This window comes from Schauerella aestuarii, from assembly GCF_009866805.1.
Lineage (GTDB): Bacteria > Pseudomonadota > Gammaproteobacteria > Burkholderiales > Burkholderiaceae_B > Schauerella > Schauerella aestuarii.
In genome coordinates this window covers 733,363-748,601 of sequence record NZ_SIZW01000041.1, presented here as the reverse complement: position 1 = coordinate 748,601, position 15,239 = coordinate 733,363, and the positions used below count along the sequence as shown (strand labels likewise).

The window sequence follows — 15,239 nt, the reverse complement described above, 5'->3', positions numbered from 1 at the left end:
CGCGCGACCTGCGACGCGACCGCCGCTACCGACGCGAGTCGGAGGTCGGGAAAAGGCGTGGCACCCAGGTCAGCAATTGCTCGCGCTCACCGGCTTCGCTGCGGTTGAGCGCCGCCAGCGGACCATGCAGGTACTTCTGCGTGAGCCCATGGGCCAACTGCTCCATCACGGCCTCGGGCGACTCGCCCCGCGCCAGCGCGCGGCGGGCACGATCGAGCTCCTGCACCCGCAAGGCCTCGGCCGACTGATGCAGATCGCGGATGACGGGAACCACGGCACGGGACTGCATCCAGTGCATGAAGTTGTCCACCCGCGTATCGATGATGGCTTCGGCTTGCACCACTGCTGCGCGACGCGCATCGGTGCCGCTTTGCACGAACTTGCCGAGATCGTCGACCGAATACAGATAAATGTCGTCCAGGCGGCCCACTTCGGGCTCGATGTCGCGCGGCACGGCCAGATCCACCATGACGATGGGGCGGTGCCGGCGCAGCTTGGTCGCCCGCTCGACCATCCCCAGGCCGAGGATGGGCAAGGAGCTGGCCGTACAGGAGACGATCACGTCGAAGTCGGCCAGACGATCGGGTAGATCGGCCAACTTCATGGTCTGGGCGGAAAAGCGATCGGCCAGCGTTTCAGCGCGGGCCAGCGTGCGGTTGGCCACCACCATGCTGCGCGGCTTCTGCGCCGCAAAGTGCGTGGCACAGAGCTCGATCATTTCGCCGGCGCCGATGAAGAGCAGACGCGTCTGGCTCATGTCGCCAAACACCCGCTCGGCCAAACGCACCGCCGCCGCAGCCATCGATACCGAATGCGCGCCGATCGACGTTTGCGAGCGCACTTCCTTCGCGACCGAGAACGTGCGCTGGAAGAGCTGATGCAACAGCGTGCCCAACGAACCCGCCTCGCCCGCGGTGCGGACGGCGTCTTTCATCTGACCCAGAATCTGCGGCTCGCCCAACACCATGGAATCGAGGCCGCTGGCCACGCGAAACGCATGACGCACGGCATCGCCTTGCTGGTGACGGTACAAATGGGGCTGCAGCGCGCCAGCCTCGATCTTGTTGTAATCGGCCAGCCACGCGGGCAATTGCTCGGCGACTTGCGGCTCGGCCGCACAGTACACCTCGGTGCGATTACAGGTAGAGAGAATGGCCGCTTCGCGTACCGCACCGCCGAAGGCCGCGCGTAATCCCTCGATGGCCGGCTTGATCAGATCGACGGGCATGGACACCCGCTCGCGCACCGAAACGGGCGCAGACGTGTGGTTCAAACCGAAGGTCAGGACATCAATCGACATCGTAAGTGCTGCACACAGCGTGGTTCACGCGTAAACAGGGATTGCAACGAAGTTAGACTTAAAGTATAGCGCTTGAGGCCCGATCCGTCCCGGTCGTACCCCGGTACGACGCAGAAAGCGTGATCTTTTTGCTGCGTTGCGTGCACGACTTCAATTTTTTGTGTAATATGCGGCTCTCTCGTTGGCCCGGTAGCTCAGTCGGTAGAGCAGAGGATTGAAAATCCTTGTGTCGGTGGTTCGATTCCGCCCCGGGCCACCAAAGTATTTTTGCTGGATTGCCGATCCAGCAACGCAGTCGAAAAAGCCTCCTTCACCGGGGGCTTTTTTTCGTCCGCCGCTTTTGCGTTGTTCGTCATCTTCTCTTGCGCGGCTGGGCCGTCGCAGGCAATGCGTATTTTGCATTGGGCATGCGCGACACGCTGGGGCATGCTTTGCCCATGAATACTCCCAATCAATATGGATGCATCGGCATCCTGGGCGGCATGGGCCCTGCCGCCACGATCGACTTCATGGCCAAGATCGTCGCCCACACCTCTGCCGCCTGCGATCAGGAGCATGTGCCGATGCTGGTGCATTGCATTCCGCAAATCCCCGATCGCTCGACGGCCATTCGCGCCGGCACCGACGAACCGTTCGCCTGGCTGCTCGATGGCCTGCACAAGCTGGAAGCCGCAGGCGCGGACTACATCGCCATCCCCTGCAATACCGCGCACTTCTGGCATGAGCGGCTGGCCGCTGCAGCGCGCGTGCCGATCCTTCATATTGCGCAAGCCACCGCCGACGCCCTCACTGCCGGGGGCCAGCCTCCCGGGCGGGTGGCGCTGATGAGCACGCGCGGCACCGTTGGCACGCGGATGTACCAGTCGCGTCTCGAACATCAGGTCGACGAATTCATCGTGCCGGACGAGGCCGAGCAAGAAATGATCGATACCGCGATCTGGTCGGTGAAGGCCGGCAACATCGCCCTGGGCCGCGAGAGCGCCCAGCGCGCGGCCGCACGGCTTTTTGCGCAAGGCGCCGAACGTGTCCTGCTTGCCTGCACCGAGTTGCCGGTGGTGCTCACACGCGAGATGATGGGCGCATCGGCAGTAGACTGCACGGACGCGCTCGCCCGAGCGTGCGTCGTGGCGTCGGTGAGTGGCCGTGTTGCGGATCACCCGCTGCCTGAAATGGAGGCTGCTGCCTGATGGATATGCGCTGGCTGCAAGACTTTTTGACGGTTGCGGAACTGGGCAATTTCACCCGGTCCGCCATGGAGCGGCACACGTCGCAGACCGCATTCAGTCGGCGCATTCAGGCCCTGGAGGCCTGGCTGGGAGTGGCGCTGATCGATCGCAGCGTGTTTCCCACCCGGCTCACGCCCGAAGGGGAACAGTTTCGCGGCCAGGCTGCTGAGATTCTTGAAAAGCTGCTGGAGGCCAAGGCGGGCCTGACCGATCCCTCACTCTCCCGGCGAGACAAGGTGCGCATCGCCTTGCCGCACGCGCTGGCGCTGGGACGCTTGCCAACCTGGTGGGCGACGTGGTCGAACGGCCGCTCGCTGAGTTGCCAAGCCGTTCCGGGCAATGTGCACGACACCGTGACGTCGCTGGCGGCAGGCGAAGCCGATGTCCTGCTTTGCTTTCATCATGCCCAGCAACCGATTCATCTCGACACCGACCGTTTCGACCGGCTGGTGATCGGCACCGAACGCCTGCGGCCCTATGTGGCCACCGATCGTGCCGAGTACTGGTCGTTGACCAAGGTGCGCGGCAAGCCGCCCGCGCCGCTCCTGATGTATTCGGCCGGCACGTACCTGGGCCGCATGGTCGACCTGATAGCGCAAAGCGCGCCGGAGCCCCTGGTCGGCCAGGGCGTGTTCGAAAGCGACATGGCCGATGTGCTGGCCAATGTGGCGGTGTCGGGCCAAGGTGTTGCTTGGCTCCCGGACTGCACGGCGATTCAGAAAGGCGATCTGCTTACCCCCCTGGGCGACGAAAAGTGGTCCATGACCCTATCGCTGGTGGCTTATCGCGATCGAACCAATGGCGCGCTGGCCCTGAACCGGCTGTGGGCCGGGATCGTGGCCAGCCAGGACAATCCGCACCCTTAACGCTTACCGCACCACCGAAAAGGTAGGGACGATGCCAGAACGCAAGCCAGTTCAACATGCACCCGCATTGCCGCACGTGAACCTCGAGGCGAACAGCTTCATATTGAGCGGTGGGATGGTGGTCGACGGATCGGGCGCCCCACCCTTTCGCGCCGACGTGTTCGTGCAAGGCGACCGCATCGCCGCCATCGGTACGCTCGATGCGCCGTCCGATGCGCACATCATCGATGCCACCGGCCTGGTCATCGCGCCGGGGTTCATCGACTCCCATACGCACGACGATGGTTATCTGCTGGCCCATCCGGACATGACGCCAAAGGTGTCCCAAGGCATTACCACGGTCGTGACCGGCAACTGCGGCATCAGCCTCGCCCCCCTTTCCCCACGCGACATCCCGCAGCCCCTCGATCTTTTGGGGCCCCCTGCACTCTTTCGCTTTGATTCCTTTGCGGGCTGGTTGGCCGCACTGCGCGCCACGCCTGCGGCCACGAACGTCATTCCCCTGGTAGGGCACACCACCCTGCGGGTCGAATGCATGGCAGACCTGGACCGGCCGGCGGACGAGAACGAAATCGCGCGCATGCGTGCGCTGCTCGATGACGCCATGCACGCGGGTGCCTTCGGCCTGTCGACGGGTACGTTCTACCCCCCCGCCGCACACGCCACCACGGACGAGATCATCGCCGTCGGCGCGCCGCTGCGCGAATATGCCGGCGTGTATGCCACCCACCTGCGCGACGAAGCCGATCTGATCGTCGATGCCATGGAAGAGGCACTGACGATCGGCCGCGCCCTGAATGCCCTCGTCGTGTTCTCGCACCACAAATTGGCGGGCGAAAAAAACCATGGCCGCTCGAAAGAAACGCTGGCCCTGATCGAACAGGCAGCCGCCCGCCAGCCCGTGTGCCTCGACTGCCATCCCTACCCCGCCACGTCGACCATGCTGCGGCTGGATCGCGTGCGCATCTCGCGCCGTACGATGATCACCTGGTCGAAAGGCTATCCCGCCGCCACCGGAAGAGACTTCAGCGACGTCATGGCCGAATTGGCCCTGGACGACGAGGCTGCGCTCAAACGCCTCGCACCCGCCGGCGCCATCTATTTTCTGATGGACGAACGCGACGTGGAACGCATCATCACGCATCCGCTCGCCATGGTGGGATCCGACGGCTTGCCGTTCGATCCTCATCCCCATCCGCGGCAATGGGGCACGTTCACCCAAGTGCTGCGCAAACTGGTGCGTGAATCGCAGGTGATGACACTCGAAGCCGCCATTCACAAGATGACCGGTCTGGCGGCCCGTAATTACGGCATCGCCCAGCGCGGCCTGCTGCAGGCCGGCTATTTCGCCGATCTTGTCCTGCTCGATGCCGAGCGCGTGGCGGACAACGCTACATTCGAAGCGCCGATCCAGGTGAGCACCGGCATCGAACAGGTCTGGGTCAATGGGCAACCGGTGTGGGATGGCAAGACCGGTAAAAGCGGTCTGGTTCCAGGCCGCGTGCTACAGCGTTCGACGCCGATGAGCGCTGCCGGCTGACAATGCCAACCTGACGCCCGGACACATCAGGCACACAACCGCCACAAAACCTTCGCATTGCGGCGAATAGTCGCCCGTATCGACACCCAACGCAGCAAAGTTGCAACATTTTCTGGTTTGGGTACCCAAAGGAAAGAATTTTGTGCTTCTTCGCGAGGCAGAACGGCGGAAAATGGTAGCCTCTCGTCCCGTTATCGACCGTCCCGTTTTATCGCATCGATGCCGAATTCCCTTGCCGCACAACAGCAGATCGCCGTACTCGACGCCCGAGCCACCCGCCACGCGGTGACGCACGAAGGCAAAACCGTCCAATGGCGGCGTTTCGGCAATGGTGCCCCACTGGTGCTCTTGCATGGGGGGCACGGCAGTTGGATGCATTGGGTACGCAATATCGAAAGTCTTGCGGCCAGGCACACCGTGTGGGTGCCCAACATGCCGGGCTACGGCGACTCCGATCTGCCCGATGGCGACACCCTCGACACCTTGGTCACGTTTCTGGGCAAAACACTCAATCAATTGGTTGGCCCGCGCACGCGAATATCCTTGGCCGGTTTCTCCTTCGGCGGATTGGTCGCCGCCCACCTGGCTGCCACGCGTCCGGTCGAACGGCTTGCCTTGCTCGGGCCGGGTGGGCACGCATCGCCCCGCCGCCAGGCCGAACCGATGGTGAACTGGCGTGAGGCGGCCACCGATGCGGAACTCGACGCTGCAATGCGGCATAACTTGAGCGTATTCATGCTGTCGTCGTCAAAAGCCGTCGACGATCTGGCCACGCGCGTCCATCTTTTGTCGTGCCAACACACGCGTTTTCGCAGTAAGAATCTCTCGCAAGGCGGGGGACTCGCCGAGGCCTTGAAGGCTTATGGCGGACCCACTTTATTAATATGGGGCGAACACGACGTGACTGCCGATCCGGCCAGAATCGCCCCGGCGCTCGCGGCCGAGATGCCGCAGACCGACTATCGCATCGTTGAAGGCGCCGGCCACTGGGTTCAGTTCGAACAAGCCGAAGCTGTCAACTTCCTGTTGCAGACCTGGCTGGGATGTGGCGATAAACTGACGCCAGATCACATCGCATACCAAAATGAGGGACAGGGATAAGGGGTCCCTGGCACTTCTGTTTCCACACTGTGCAAGAATGTTGAACAAATCTGCTTTCACAGCCGAAAGCTACGGGGATTTACGTGCTCGCTAAATATCAAACATCCGGATCGTTTCGCTTTGCCCGATTCTTTTGCGCCGCAACATTGACCGCCCTCCTCGCTCCAGGGCTGGCCAGCGCATTCTCCTTTGACGACGTGGCCAAACTGGCGGCCGAATCGTCGAAGAAGAAATACGAAGCCCCGCAATCGAATCTGCCCGATGAACTCAAGGCGCTGAAATACGCCGGCTATCAGGAAGTGCGCTATCGCGACGATCGCCTGCACTGGAACGAAGCCAACACGCGCTACAAGTTGAGTTTCTATCATCAGGGCATGCACTTCGACGTGCCGGTGAAGATCAACGAAGTCGATGCCAAGGGTGTTCACGAAATCCCCTTCAACCCGGATGACTTCACGTACGGCTCGTTGAAGCTGGATCAGGCTGCCCTGAAGAATCTGGGCTTTGCCGGGTTCAAGGTGCTGTATCCCGTCAATTCGGAAAAGAAGCCGAACGACGAGCTCACCACGTTTCTGGGCGCAAGCTACTTTCGCGTGATCGGCAAGAACCATATCTATGGTCTGTCGGCCCGCGGCCTGGCCATCGATACGGCACTGCCGTCGGGCGAAGAGTTCCCGCGCTTCACGCAGTTCTGGATCGAGAAGCCGGGCGCGGAAGACCGCAATCTGGTGATCTACGCGTTGCTGGATTCGCGCCGCGCCACGGGCGCCTATCGCTTTACGATCAAGCCCGAGGATGACACCGTCGTCGACGTGAAATCGCAAATCTACCTGCGCGAGAAGGTCGACCGCCTGGGCGTTGCGCCGCTGACCAGCATGTATCTGTATGGGTCGAACCAGCCGTGGCCCACGCCGAACTATCGTCCCGAATTGCATGATTCGGACGGCTTGGCGATGCACACCGGCAACGACGAATGGATCTGGCGCCCGTTGAACAATCCGAAGAAGTTGGCGGTGAGCGCATTCGGCGCCGAAAACCCCAAGGGCTTCGGTTTGCTGCAGCGCGCCCGCTCGTTCAGCCGCTATGAGGATCTCGACGACCGCTACGAGAAGCGTCCCAGCCTGTGGATCGAACCTCAGGGCGATTGGGGCAAGGGCAGCGTGCAACTGGTCGAAATCCCCACGGGCGATGAAACCAACGACAACATCGTGGCCTTCTGGGTACCCGATCAGCAGCCCAATCCGGGTGAGCCGCTCAATGTGGACTACCGCATGACGTGGACGATCAAAGAGGCCAATACCCACAAGACGCCGTTGGCCTGGGTGCAACAGACGCGCCGCTCGCGCGAAGAAGTGAAAGGTCCCGATCTGATCCGCCGTTGGGACGGCAGCATTGCCTACATCATCGATTTCGTGGGTCCCTCCCTCAAGGACCTGCCGGCCGACAAGCAAGTTCAGGCGCAGTTCTGGGCCGACGCCAACGCCGAAGTGATGGAAGTCAATGTGCGCCCCAATGAAGTGACGCAAGGCCGTCGCCTGACCGTGCGCGTCAAGGTGAAGGACCCCGCCAAACCCGTGGAAATGCGCGCGTCGTTGACCGACGGCCAGACCCCGCTCACCGAAACATGGACGTACCGGATCCCGGTCAATGAAACTCAACCGAAATGATCCCGCGGAAAGCGCCCGAGACTATCTTGGGCGTCTTCCCCTGCCTGCACAGCAGCTCGAGCTTGTCATGCAGGAAGTGGATAACGCGACTGCCCGCGGCCAGGATCCCATCGAGGCCATGCATCGCGCATTGGCCGAGACGCCTGGCCAGGACCCTGTAGCCGCCTCCACCAAAGAGCGCCTGCGCCTGGCGTTCGGCGATGGACTGGCGCGCGAGGCGGGCCTGGATACCGACGGCACCACTGGCGACGCACGTCTGCGCGTCGCTCCCCCGCTCAACCGCACCGCAATGTCGCCCGAGCCCTGGACGACCAATCCGGTCGTGCGCGGCTGGCGCCGGTTGCGCAACCGCGTCACGCACAAGAGCCGCCCGGGTCGCGCGCATACCGACCAGGAAGATTCCAGTTGGCGCGCGGCCGGCAGCCGCCGGCGCTTTGTGCTTCTGGTGGCCATCACGGTACAAACCGTGTTCGCCACATTGACGATGAAATCCGTGCTGCCCTACCAGGGCACGCAATGGCTTGAAATCGCCATCCTGCTTTTGTTTGCACTGCTTTTTCTGTGGGTATCGGCCGGGTTCTGGACGGCCATGATGGGCTTTCTGCAATTGCTGATCGGCCGCGACCGCTACAGCATCTCGGCCCGCAGCGTGGAAGACGGCCCCGTGGACGCCAACGCGCGCACGGCCATCGTCATGCCCATCTGTAATGAGGATGTGGCCCGGGTGTTTGCCGGACTGCGCGCGACCTATGAATCGTTGGCGCAGACCGATTCGCTCGATCGCTTCGATATCTTCATTCTGAGCGATAGCTACAAGGCAGATATCTGCGTTGCCGAGCAAAAGGCCTGGCTCGATCTGTGCCGCACGGTGAACGGTTTCGGCCGCATCTTCTATCGCCTGCGGCGCCGGCGCGTGAAGCGCAAGAGCGGCAACATCGACGATTTTTGCCGTCGCTGGGGCGCCAACTACAAATACATGGTGGTGCTGGACGCCGATAGCGTGATGAGCGGCGCCTGCTTGAAGCAGCTGGTTCGCTTGATGGAAGCCAGCCCCGATGCCGGCATCATTCAGAGCGCGCCGCAAGCCAGCGGCATGGACAGTCTCTACGCGCGGCTGCAGCAGTTTGCATCGCGCGTGTACGGCCCGCTCTTTACCGCCGGCATGCACTACTGGCAGTTGGGCGAGTCGCACTACTGGGGCCACAACGCCATCATCCGGCTCGAGCCCTTCATGCGTCATTGCGTGCTGGCACCCCTGCCCGGACGCGGCTCGTTTGCCGGCGCCATCCTCTCGCACGACTTCGTCGAAGCGGCGCTGATGCGCCGTGCAGGCTGGGGCGTCTGGATCGCGTACGACCTGCCGGGCAGCTTCGAGGAACTGCCGCCCAACCTGCTGGACGAGTTGCAACGCGACCAGCGCTGGTGCCACGGCAACCTGATGAACTTCCGGCTGTTCCTGATCAATGGCTTTCACCCGGTTCACCGCGCGGTGTTCCTCACCGGGGTGATGTCGTATCTGTCGGCACCGCTGTGGTTCCTGTTCCTCATCCTGTCTACCGCGCTTTTGGGTGTACACACGCTGACCGAACCGCAATATTTCGTCGAGCCGAATCAGCTCTTCCCGATCTGGCCGCAGTGGCATCCCGAGAAAGCCGTGGCGCTGTTTTCCACCACCTTCGTGCTGCTCTTCCTGCCGAAGCTGCTCGGCGTGATGCTCACGTGGGCGCAAGGCACCAAGGCCACGCGTCTATATGGCGGGCGCAAACGCATGGGCGTGAGTCTGGTGCTGGAAGTGCTGTTTTCGATGCTGCTCGCGCCCGTGCGCATGCTGTTTCACACCCGCTTCGTGCTGTCGGCATTCCTGGGGTTGTCGGCCAAATGGGTTTCGCCCGCGCGTGACAATAACGAAACGACTTGGGGCGATGCCATTCGTCGTCACGGTGGTCAGACGCTGCTGGGCATCGCCTGGACCGCGCTTGTGGCATGGCTCGATCCGATCTTCTTGCTGTGGATGGCGCCGATTTTGCTGGCCCTGTTCCTGATCATTCCGCTATCGGTGTATTCGAGCCGAGTGGGATTGGGACGGCGCTCGTATCTGATGCGTCTGTTTCGTATCCCGGAAGAAACGCAGCCGCCCACCGAGCTCGCCGCCACGCGCCGCTACGCCGCCATCAATCGCTCGGCGACGCACACGCCCACGTTTGAAGACGCGGTGGCCGATCCGGTCACCAACGCACTGGCCTGCGCCATGGCCACGTCGCGCCACATGTTCAACCCCCTGAACGAGGCGCAACGCCAGGCCGTGGTGGACGATGCGGTTTCTCGCGGACTGGTCCAGCTTACCGAGCCGCAAAAGCTGCGCTTGTTGAACGACCCCATCGCGCTCTCGCGTCTGCATGCCCGCATGTGGCAAGAGCCATCGGAAGAAGCCGAAGCGCTGCGGCAACGCACGCTGCGCACGGATAGGCCGTTTGGCGAGGGTGTGCTGGCGATTTGACCATCCGTCATACCGGCGATCCGATGCCGGCACGCCAGATGAAAAAAAGCCGATCGCTGCGATCGGCTTTTTTTTGGCCTGCAATGTGTGGATATCCTCAAACTGCGTCGATGAGGTCGGTGCCGTAGGAGTTGTCGATCACGCACAACCACTGGCCCGCGGACGCTTTGCGAAACACGTACGTGGCGCGCCGCTCGGTCGTCACGGGCTGGCCGTCATCGCCTTTGGTCTGCAACATCGTCTGCATCAGCACCAACGCCGTATCGCCACTCTCCACCACCTTCATCTCACCTTGCGTGACGACCATGCTGTGCTTGAAGTACTCGGCGATGGCAACGAATGCACGGCGAATCTGCGCACGGCCGGTGACATGCATGCCGGGCTTGACCACCAGCGTGGCATCGTCGGCGTAGTAGGTCATCAAGGTGTCGAAATCTTCGGCCGTGATGGCGCGATCGCACGCCTGAATGATGTGTTTGAGTTCCTGCAGTACGGCATCCATTGCGATTATTTACCCAGCACCTTGATCGGTTTGCCGTCCTGCCATGCTTGTACGGCGGCTACCGCGTTCTCATAGAACGCGCGGAAATTGCTTTCGCTCACGTACCCCAGATGCGGCGTAAGCACGACGTTGTCGAGCGTGCGAATCGGATCGTCGGCGGGGAGCGGCTCCTGATCGAACACATCCAGACCAGCGCCACCGATCTTGTGATCTTTCAGTGCCCGCAACAACGCGTCGTTATCGACCAGCCCCGCGCGGGATGTATTCACAAAGAATGCGCCCGGCTTCATCGCGTCGATGGCTGCGGCATCCACAATGTGACGCGAGCGCGCGCTGAGAATCAGGTGCACGCTGACCGCATCCGACGTGGCAAAGAGTTCTTGCTTCTCGACGCGCTTCACGCCGATCTCAGCCGCCTTCTCGTCCGTGAGGTTTGTGCTCCATGCCACCACGTCCATGCCGAATGCCAAACCCACACGCGCCGTTGCCGCGCCAAGCTTGCCCAAGCCCACCACGCCAAGCCGTTTGCCTGCCAGGGGCAGCGGCATGCGCGTTTGCCACTGGCCCCGCCGCATCGATTCGTTTTCATGCGGCAGGTTCTTGAACAGCGCCAGCAGCAAGGTCCAGGCGAGTTCGGAAGTGGCATACGTGCCATCGGCGCTGCCGGGCGCGCCGCAGACCGTGATGCCCTGCGCCTCGCAGGCTGCAAGATCGATCGCGTTGTTGCGCAGGCCAGTGGTCACCAGCAGCTTGAGATTGGGCAGCGCGGCGATCTGCGACGCCGGGAAGGGCGTGCGTTCGCGCATGGCGATGATGACGTCGAAGGGCTTCAATGCCGCATCGCGATCCGGACCTTCAGGCAGGTAGTGCTGGAACGTGGTGACCTCGGACCTGAGCGTTTTCCAATCGGCGTAGGTTTCAGCCACACCGTGATAGTCGTCCAGAATGGCAATCTTCATGTGTTGCTCCTGCGTGGTGTCGATCTACCGGCGGTAGGCAAGGGGATTAGGGCGCCATCGAAGCGCGCCATTCAACTTCAGTATTCAACGTCAACGTTCAACTTCAATATTCAATATTCAATGTGTGCAACGTCGCGCGATCTACTTCAATCGCGCTTGCAGCATCTCCAAGGGCAGTGCGCCGCTGATGCGCGTGCCATCGGCGAAGAACAACGTGGGCGTGCCCTGAATCATCAATTGCTTCCCGAACGCCAGCACCTTGTCGGACGGATCCGCGCATTGTGCCGTGGGCGGCGTCTTGCCGTTGAGCATCCAGGCATCCCAGGTCTTGCCAGGATCCTTGGCGCACCACACGTCGCGCGACTTCACACGTGAGTCGGGGGCGAGAATGGGATAAAGAAAGGTATAGATTGTGACGTCGCTCACGTCTTCCATCGTTTTGCGCAACTGCTTGCAGTAGCCGCAGTTGGGATCTTCGAAAATGGCGACACGGCGCGCGCCGTTGCCCTTGACCTGCTTGATGGCCAGATCGAGCGGCAACTGGTCGAAGGAGATCCTGCCCAACTGCTCTTGCCGCGCCTGCGTCACATCCTGGCGGGTGGTGGCATCGATCAGCGGCCCTTCCATTACCCAGTTCACGCCTTCATCGGTGTAGACCAGATCCATGCCCAACTGGATTTCGAACAATCCATAAGGGGTACGGTGAACGGCCGTGACGGGCATGCCGGAAAAGCGCTGCATGAACCGCTGCCGCACGCCGTCCGAAACCGGATCGGGCGCCAGATCGGTGGTCGACACGCTCTTCTGTCCGGGGTTGGGACGGCCGACATCGTTCGTGCCGATCGACGTCGTGCCGGTGGTGGCCGCTTTACCGGCCGCATTGGGCGGGTTGTCGGTATTGACGTTGGCACCCATCGTTCCGGTGCCGATCGATGCCGCACCAGCGGAGCCCCCCACGGCGCCCAGCGCGCCGATGGCGACCGCGACGGCCAGCAACGACTGTTTGAAACCCATCATGATTCTCTCCTCTCGATCGTGCGGCGCGATATTGGCGTGGTGCCAACAGTCGATCGCCCCGATCCGTTTTACTTGCCCGACGCGCTATCGATCAGACGACGCTTGATCGCCGGCATCGCATTCACTGCGCGCATTCCTGCATTCCGCAACCACGCTACCGGAGGCAACGAGGTGGCAAACAATTGGTACAAGCCATCCGTGGCCAACCGCATGGCCGCAACCGGTTCGGCGCGCGCCCGCCGGTATCGGCGCAGCACCTGCAGATCGCCTGCCGATTGCATCGGCGATCTTGCGGCCACGATTTCGGCCAACGCCTCGACGTCGCCCAAGCCCAGATTCAGACCCTGCCCGGCCAGCGGGTGCACACGATGGGCAGCGTCGCCCACCAGCGCGACGCCTGGCGCAATCATCTCGCCCTGCTCCACAAACAGCGGAAAGCCATGCAACGGACCGTTGGGCATTAAGGTTCCCAGTCGATTGCGCGTGACGGCCGCCAATTGCGCCGAAACCGCGTCCCGCTGGGCCTCAGGGCTGAGCGCGAGCAAGGCTTGCGCGCGTGGCGTGGCCATCGACCAGACCATCGACACCTGCGGTCCGCGCACGGTATCCGGCAAAGGCAGCAGGCCCAGCACGCTGTCGCCCAAAAACCACTGGCAGGCGCGGCCTTGATGCGCCACACCGGCATCCAGATGCACGATCACACCGGTATCGCCATAGCTGCGCGAGCGGTGCGTCATGCGCGCAAAGCGCCGCACTGGCGACTGTGCACCATCGGCACCCACAATCAGGTCGGCCGCGATCGCAGCCCCCTTTTCAGTCGTGACCCCACGATCGCCCAACCCGGCGCAGCGGTCGTCGATCCAGGTGACGCCCGCCAGCCGCAACGCTTGCGCCAGCACGCGTTCGATTTCGCGCGATTCGACGATCCAGGCCATATCCGCCTGCGCGGCTTGCCACGCATCCAATGCCACGCGGCCGAACTTGTCGCCGTACACATCCATGCCTTCGACCCGCATGTAGCGCGCGTCGGGCAAGGCGTCCCACACATGCAAACGCTGCAGAAACGCCCGGCTCGCCGGCGAAATCGCATACACCCGTGCATCGATGGCATCGGCAGCCGCCGCCGGAATCGTGGCATGCGGTGCCAGCAGCGTTACTGCCTGCTTGCGCTGCGCCAGCGCCAGGGCGGTCGCCATGCCGGCGATGCCGGCGCCGCAAACGACGATGGGGGAAGTCATCGCGCGCTCGGCTCGCCGGCCTGCTTGGGCCACAACACCCACATCTGGCCGCGCTGTTTCATGCGCCCAGCCATTTCCCCTGCCGCATCGCCATACCCCCAATAGAAGTCGGCACGGGCGGCGCCCTTGATGGCCGCGCCGGTGTCCTGCGCGAACACGAGCCGCGAAAGCGGCTGCGTGGACGCCGGCTGCGTGGTGGAGAGGAACACGGGCGTGCCCAGCGGCACGAACGTCGTATCCACCGCGATCGAGCGTTGCGGCGCGAGCGCAATGCCGTACGCGCCCTTGGGACCTTGATTGGGATCGATGACGGGCTCTTCGCGGAAGAACACCACGGCCGGATTGGCGTTGAGCATTTCAGGCACGCGCTTGGGATTGCGCTGCGCCCACGCGCGGATGTTCTGCATCGACGCCTGCGCCAGCGGCAACTCGCCCTGATCGGCCAACCACTTGCCGATCGAGGCATACGGCTGGCCATTGTGATCGGCGTAGGCCACGCGAATCGTGCTGCCCGAATCGGGGCCCGACGTGAGCAGCACGCGGCCCGATCCCTGGATCTGCAGGAAGAAGGCGTCGACAGGATCGTCGATGTACACGATCGCCGGCGGACGCTTGCCGGAGCGTTCGAGCGCGGCACGCGTGTCGTACGGCACGACGCGTTTGCCGTCGAGCTTGCCGCGCACCCGCTTGCCCGCCAATTCGGGATAGATGCCGCCCAGATCGATCGTCAACAGATCGGCCGGTGGCGTATACAACGGCCATTGATAGTTGCCGCCCTGGCGGCGCGATCCGCGCACCAGAGGCTCGTAATAGCCGGTGACGGTGTTGGCCGCGGGTTTGCCGTCGCCGCCGTTCAAGCGCCAGGGTTGCAGATACGTTTGCACGAAGCGGCGGATGCCGGCCGCGTCGCCGGCGGCGGGCGCACGCGCCGGATCGATGGCCGCCGCACAAAACGGTTGCCACGCGCGCGGTGTGGCGCGCGCGGGCGTGGTGAGGCTGCCGCCGGTCGGGCGCATCAAGCCTTTGCAGTTTCGGAGAAACAACGCCCAGGTATCGGACAGATTGTCATCGTCCCAACCGGGCATTTCGGCGAAATTCGCGCGCTGAAAACGGCCGGCCAAGGTGCGCGCGGCGGAGTCGGGCAAGGCGGTCAGCGCCGGCACACGCAAAGGCGTATCGGCTGCAGGACTATCCGGCGCGGGCGGCGTACCTTCAGGCGCGATGCCGGGTTCGGGCGGGACGGTGGTCGAGCAGGCGGCGAGCAGCGCCGTAAGGAAGCTGATACAAAAAAGACGTTTCATGGGCATCTGAAAATCGGGGACGCAG

12 protein-coding genes and 1 tRNA gene are annotated in these 15,239 nt (G+C 62.9%); 7 read left to right on the top strand and 6 right to left on the bottom strand.

Going from position 1 to position 15,239, the window contains the following annotated elements; all coding sequences use genetic code 11:
* Positions 1-25 precede the first annotated feature (25 nt).
* Positions 26-1,300 (bottom strand): glutamyl-tRNA reductase, encoded by a 1,275-nt coding sequence (hemA, locus tag EYW45_RS14310; protein WP_161136057.1) that lies wholly within the window; start codon positions 1,298-1,300, stop codon positions 26-28.
* A 183-nt stretch (positions 1,301-1,483) separates the two neighbouring features.
* On the opposite strand from hemA, the gene EYW45_RS14305 reads away from it, so the two are divergent.
* The 7 genes from EYW45_RS14305 (at position 1,484) to mdoH (ending at position 10,197) form a co-directional block, all read left to right on the top strand.
* A tRNA-Phe gene (locus tag EYW45_RS14305) sits at positions 1,484-1,559 on the top strand.
* Positions 1,560-1,737: 178 nt separating this feature from the next.
* On the top strand, positions 1,738-2,487 hold the full coding sequence (cuyB, locus tag EYW45_RS14300) for a cysteate racemase (protein ID WP_161136056.1): 750 nt from the start codon (positions 1,738-1,740) through the stop codon (positions 2,485-2,487).
* Positions 2,487-3,392, top strand: coding sequence for a LysR family transcriptional regulator (locus tag EYW45_RS14295; RefSeq protein ID WP_161136055.1), 906 nt, complete (start codon positions 2,487-2,489; stop codon positions 3,390-3,392). The genes cuyB and EYW45_RS14295 overlap by 1 nt, the downstream gene beginning before the upstream one ends.
* Positions 3,393-3,423: 31 nt before the next feature.
* Positions 3,424-4,932: an N-acyl-D-amino-acid deacylase family protein gene (locus EYW45_RS14290; protein ID WP_161136054.1), complete on the top strand. Its 1,509-nt coding sequence runs from the start codon at positions 3,424-3,426 to the stop codon at positions 4,930-4,932.
* Positions 4,933-5,151: 219 nt separating this feature from the next.
* On the top strand, positions 5,152-6,033 hold the full coding sequence (locus EYW45_RS14285) for an alpha/beta fold hydrolase (protein WP_161136053.1): 882 nt from the start codon (positions 5,152-5,154) through the stop codon (positions 6,031-6,033).
* 146 nt (positions 6,034-6,179) lie between these two features.
* Positions 6,180-7,700, top strand: coding sequence for a glucan biosynthesis protein G (locus EYW45_RS14280; protein ID WP_161136052.1), 1,521 nt, complete (start codon positions 6,180-6,182; stop codon positions 7,698-7,700).
* Positions 7,681-10,197 (top strand): glucans biosynthesis glucosyltransferase MdoH, encoded by a 2,517-nt coding sequence (gene mdoH / locus EYW45_RS14275; protein ID WP_161136051.1) that lies wholly within the window; start codon positions 7,681-7,683, stop codon positions 10,195-10,197. Before EYW45_RS14280 ends, mdoH begins: the two co-directional genes overlap by 20 nt.
* A gap of 97 nt (positions 10,198-10,294) precedes the next feature.
* On the opposite strand, the gene EYW45_RS14270 is transcribed toward mdoH, so the two are convergent.
* From EYW45_RS14270 to mltA, 5 genes are all read right to left on the bottom strand, one after another.
* Positions 10,295-10,699, bottom strand: coding sequence for a YybH family protein (locus tag EYW45_RS14270; RefSeq protein ID WP_161136050.1), 405 nt, complete (start codon positions 10,697-10,699; stop codon positions 10,295-10,297).
* A 5-nt stretch (positions 10,700-10,704) separates the two neighbouring features.
* Entirely contained in the window at positions 10,705-11,658 is a 954-nt protein-coding gene (locus EYW45_RS14265; protein ID WP_161136049.1) for a D-2-hydroxyacid dehydrogenase family protein, read from the bottom strand.
* A gap of 141 nt (positions 11,659-11,799) precedes the next feature.
* Entirely contained in the window at positions 11,800-12,675 is an 876-nt protein-coding gene (locus EYW45_RS14260; protein ID WP_407924920.1) for a DsbC family protein, read from the bottom strand.
* Between the two features lie 68 nt (positions 12,676-12,743).
* Positions 12,744-13,913 (bottom strand): FAD-dependent monooxygenase, encoded by a 1,170-nt coding sequence (locus tag EYW45_RS14255; RefSeq protein ID WP_161136048.1) that lies wholly within the window; start codon positions 13,911-13,913, stop codon positions 12,744-12,746.
* Entirely contained in the window at positions 13,910-15,214 is a 1,305-nt protein-coding gene (gene mltA / locus EYW45_RS14250; RefSeq protein ID WP_161136047.1) for a murein transglycosylase A, read from the bottom strand. The genes EYW45_RS14255 and mltA overlap by 4 nt, the downstream gene beginning before the upstream one ends.
* Positions 15,215-15,239 lie beyond the last annotated feature (25 nt).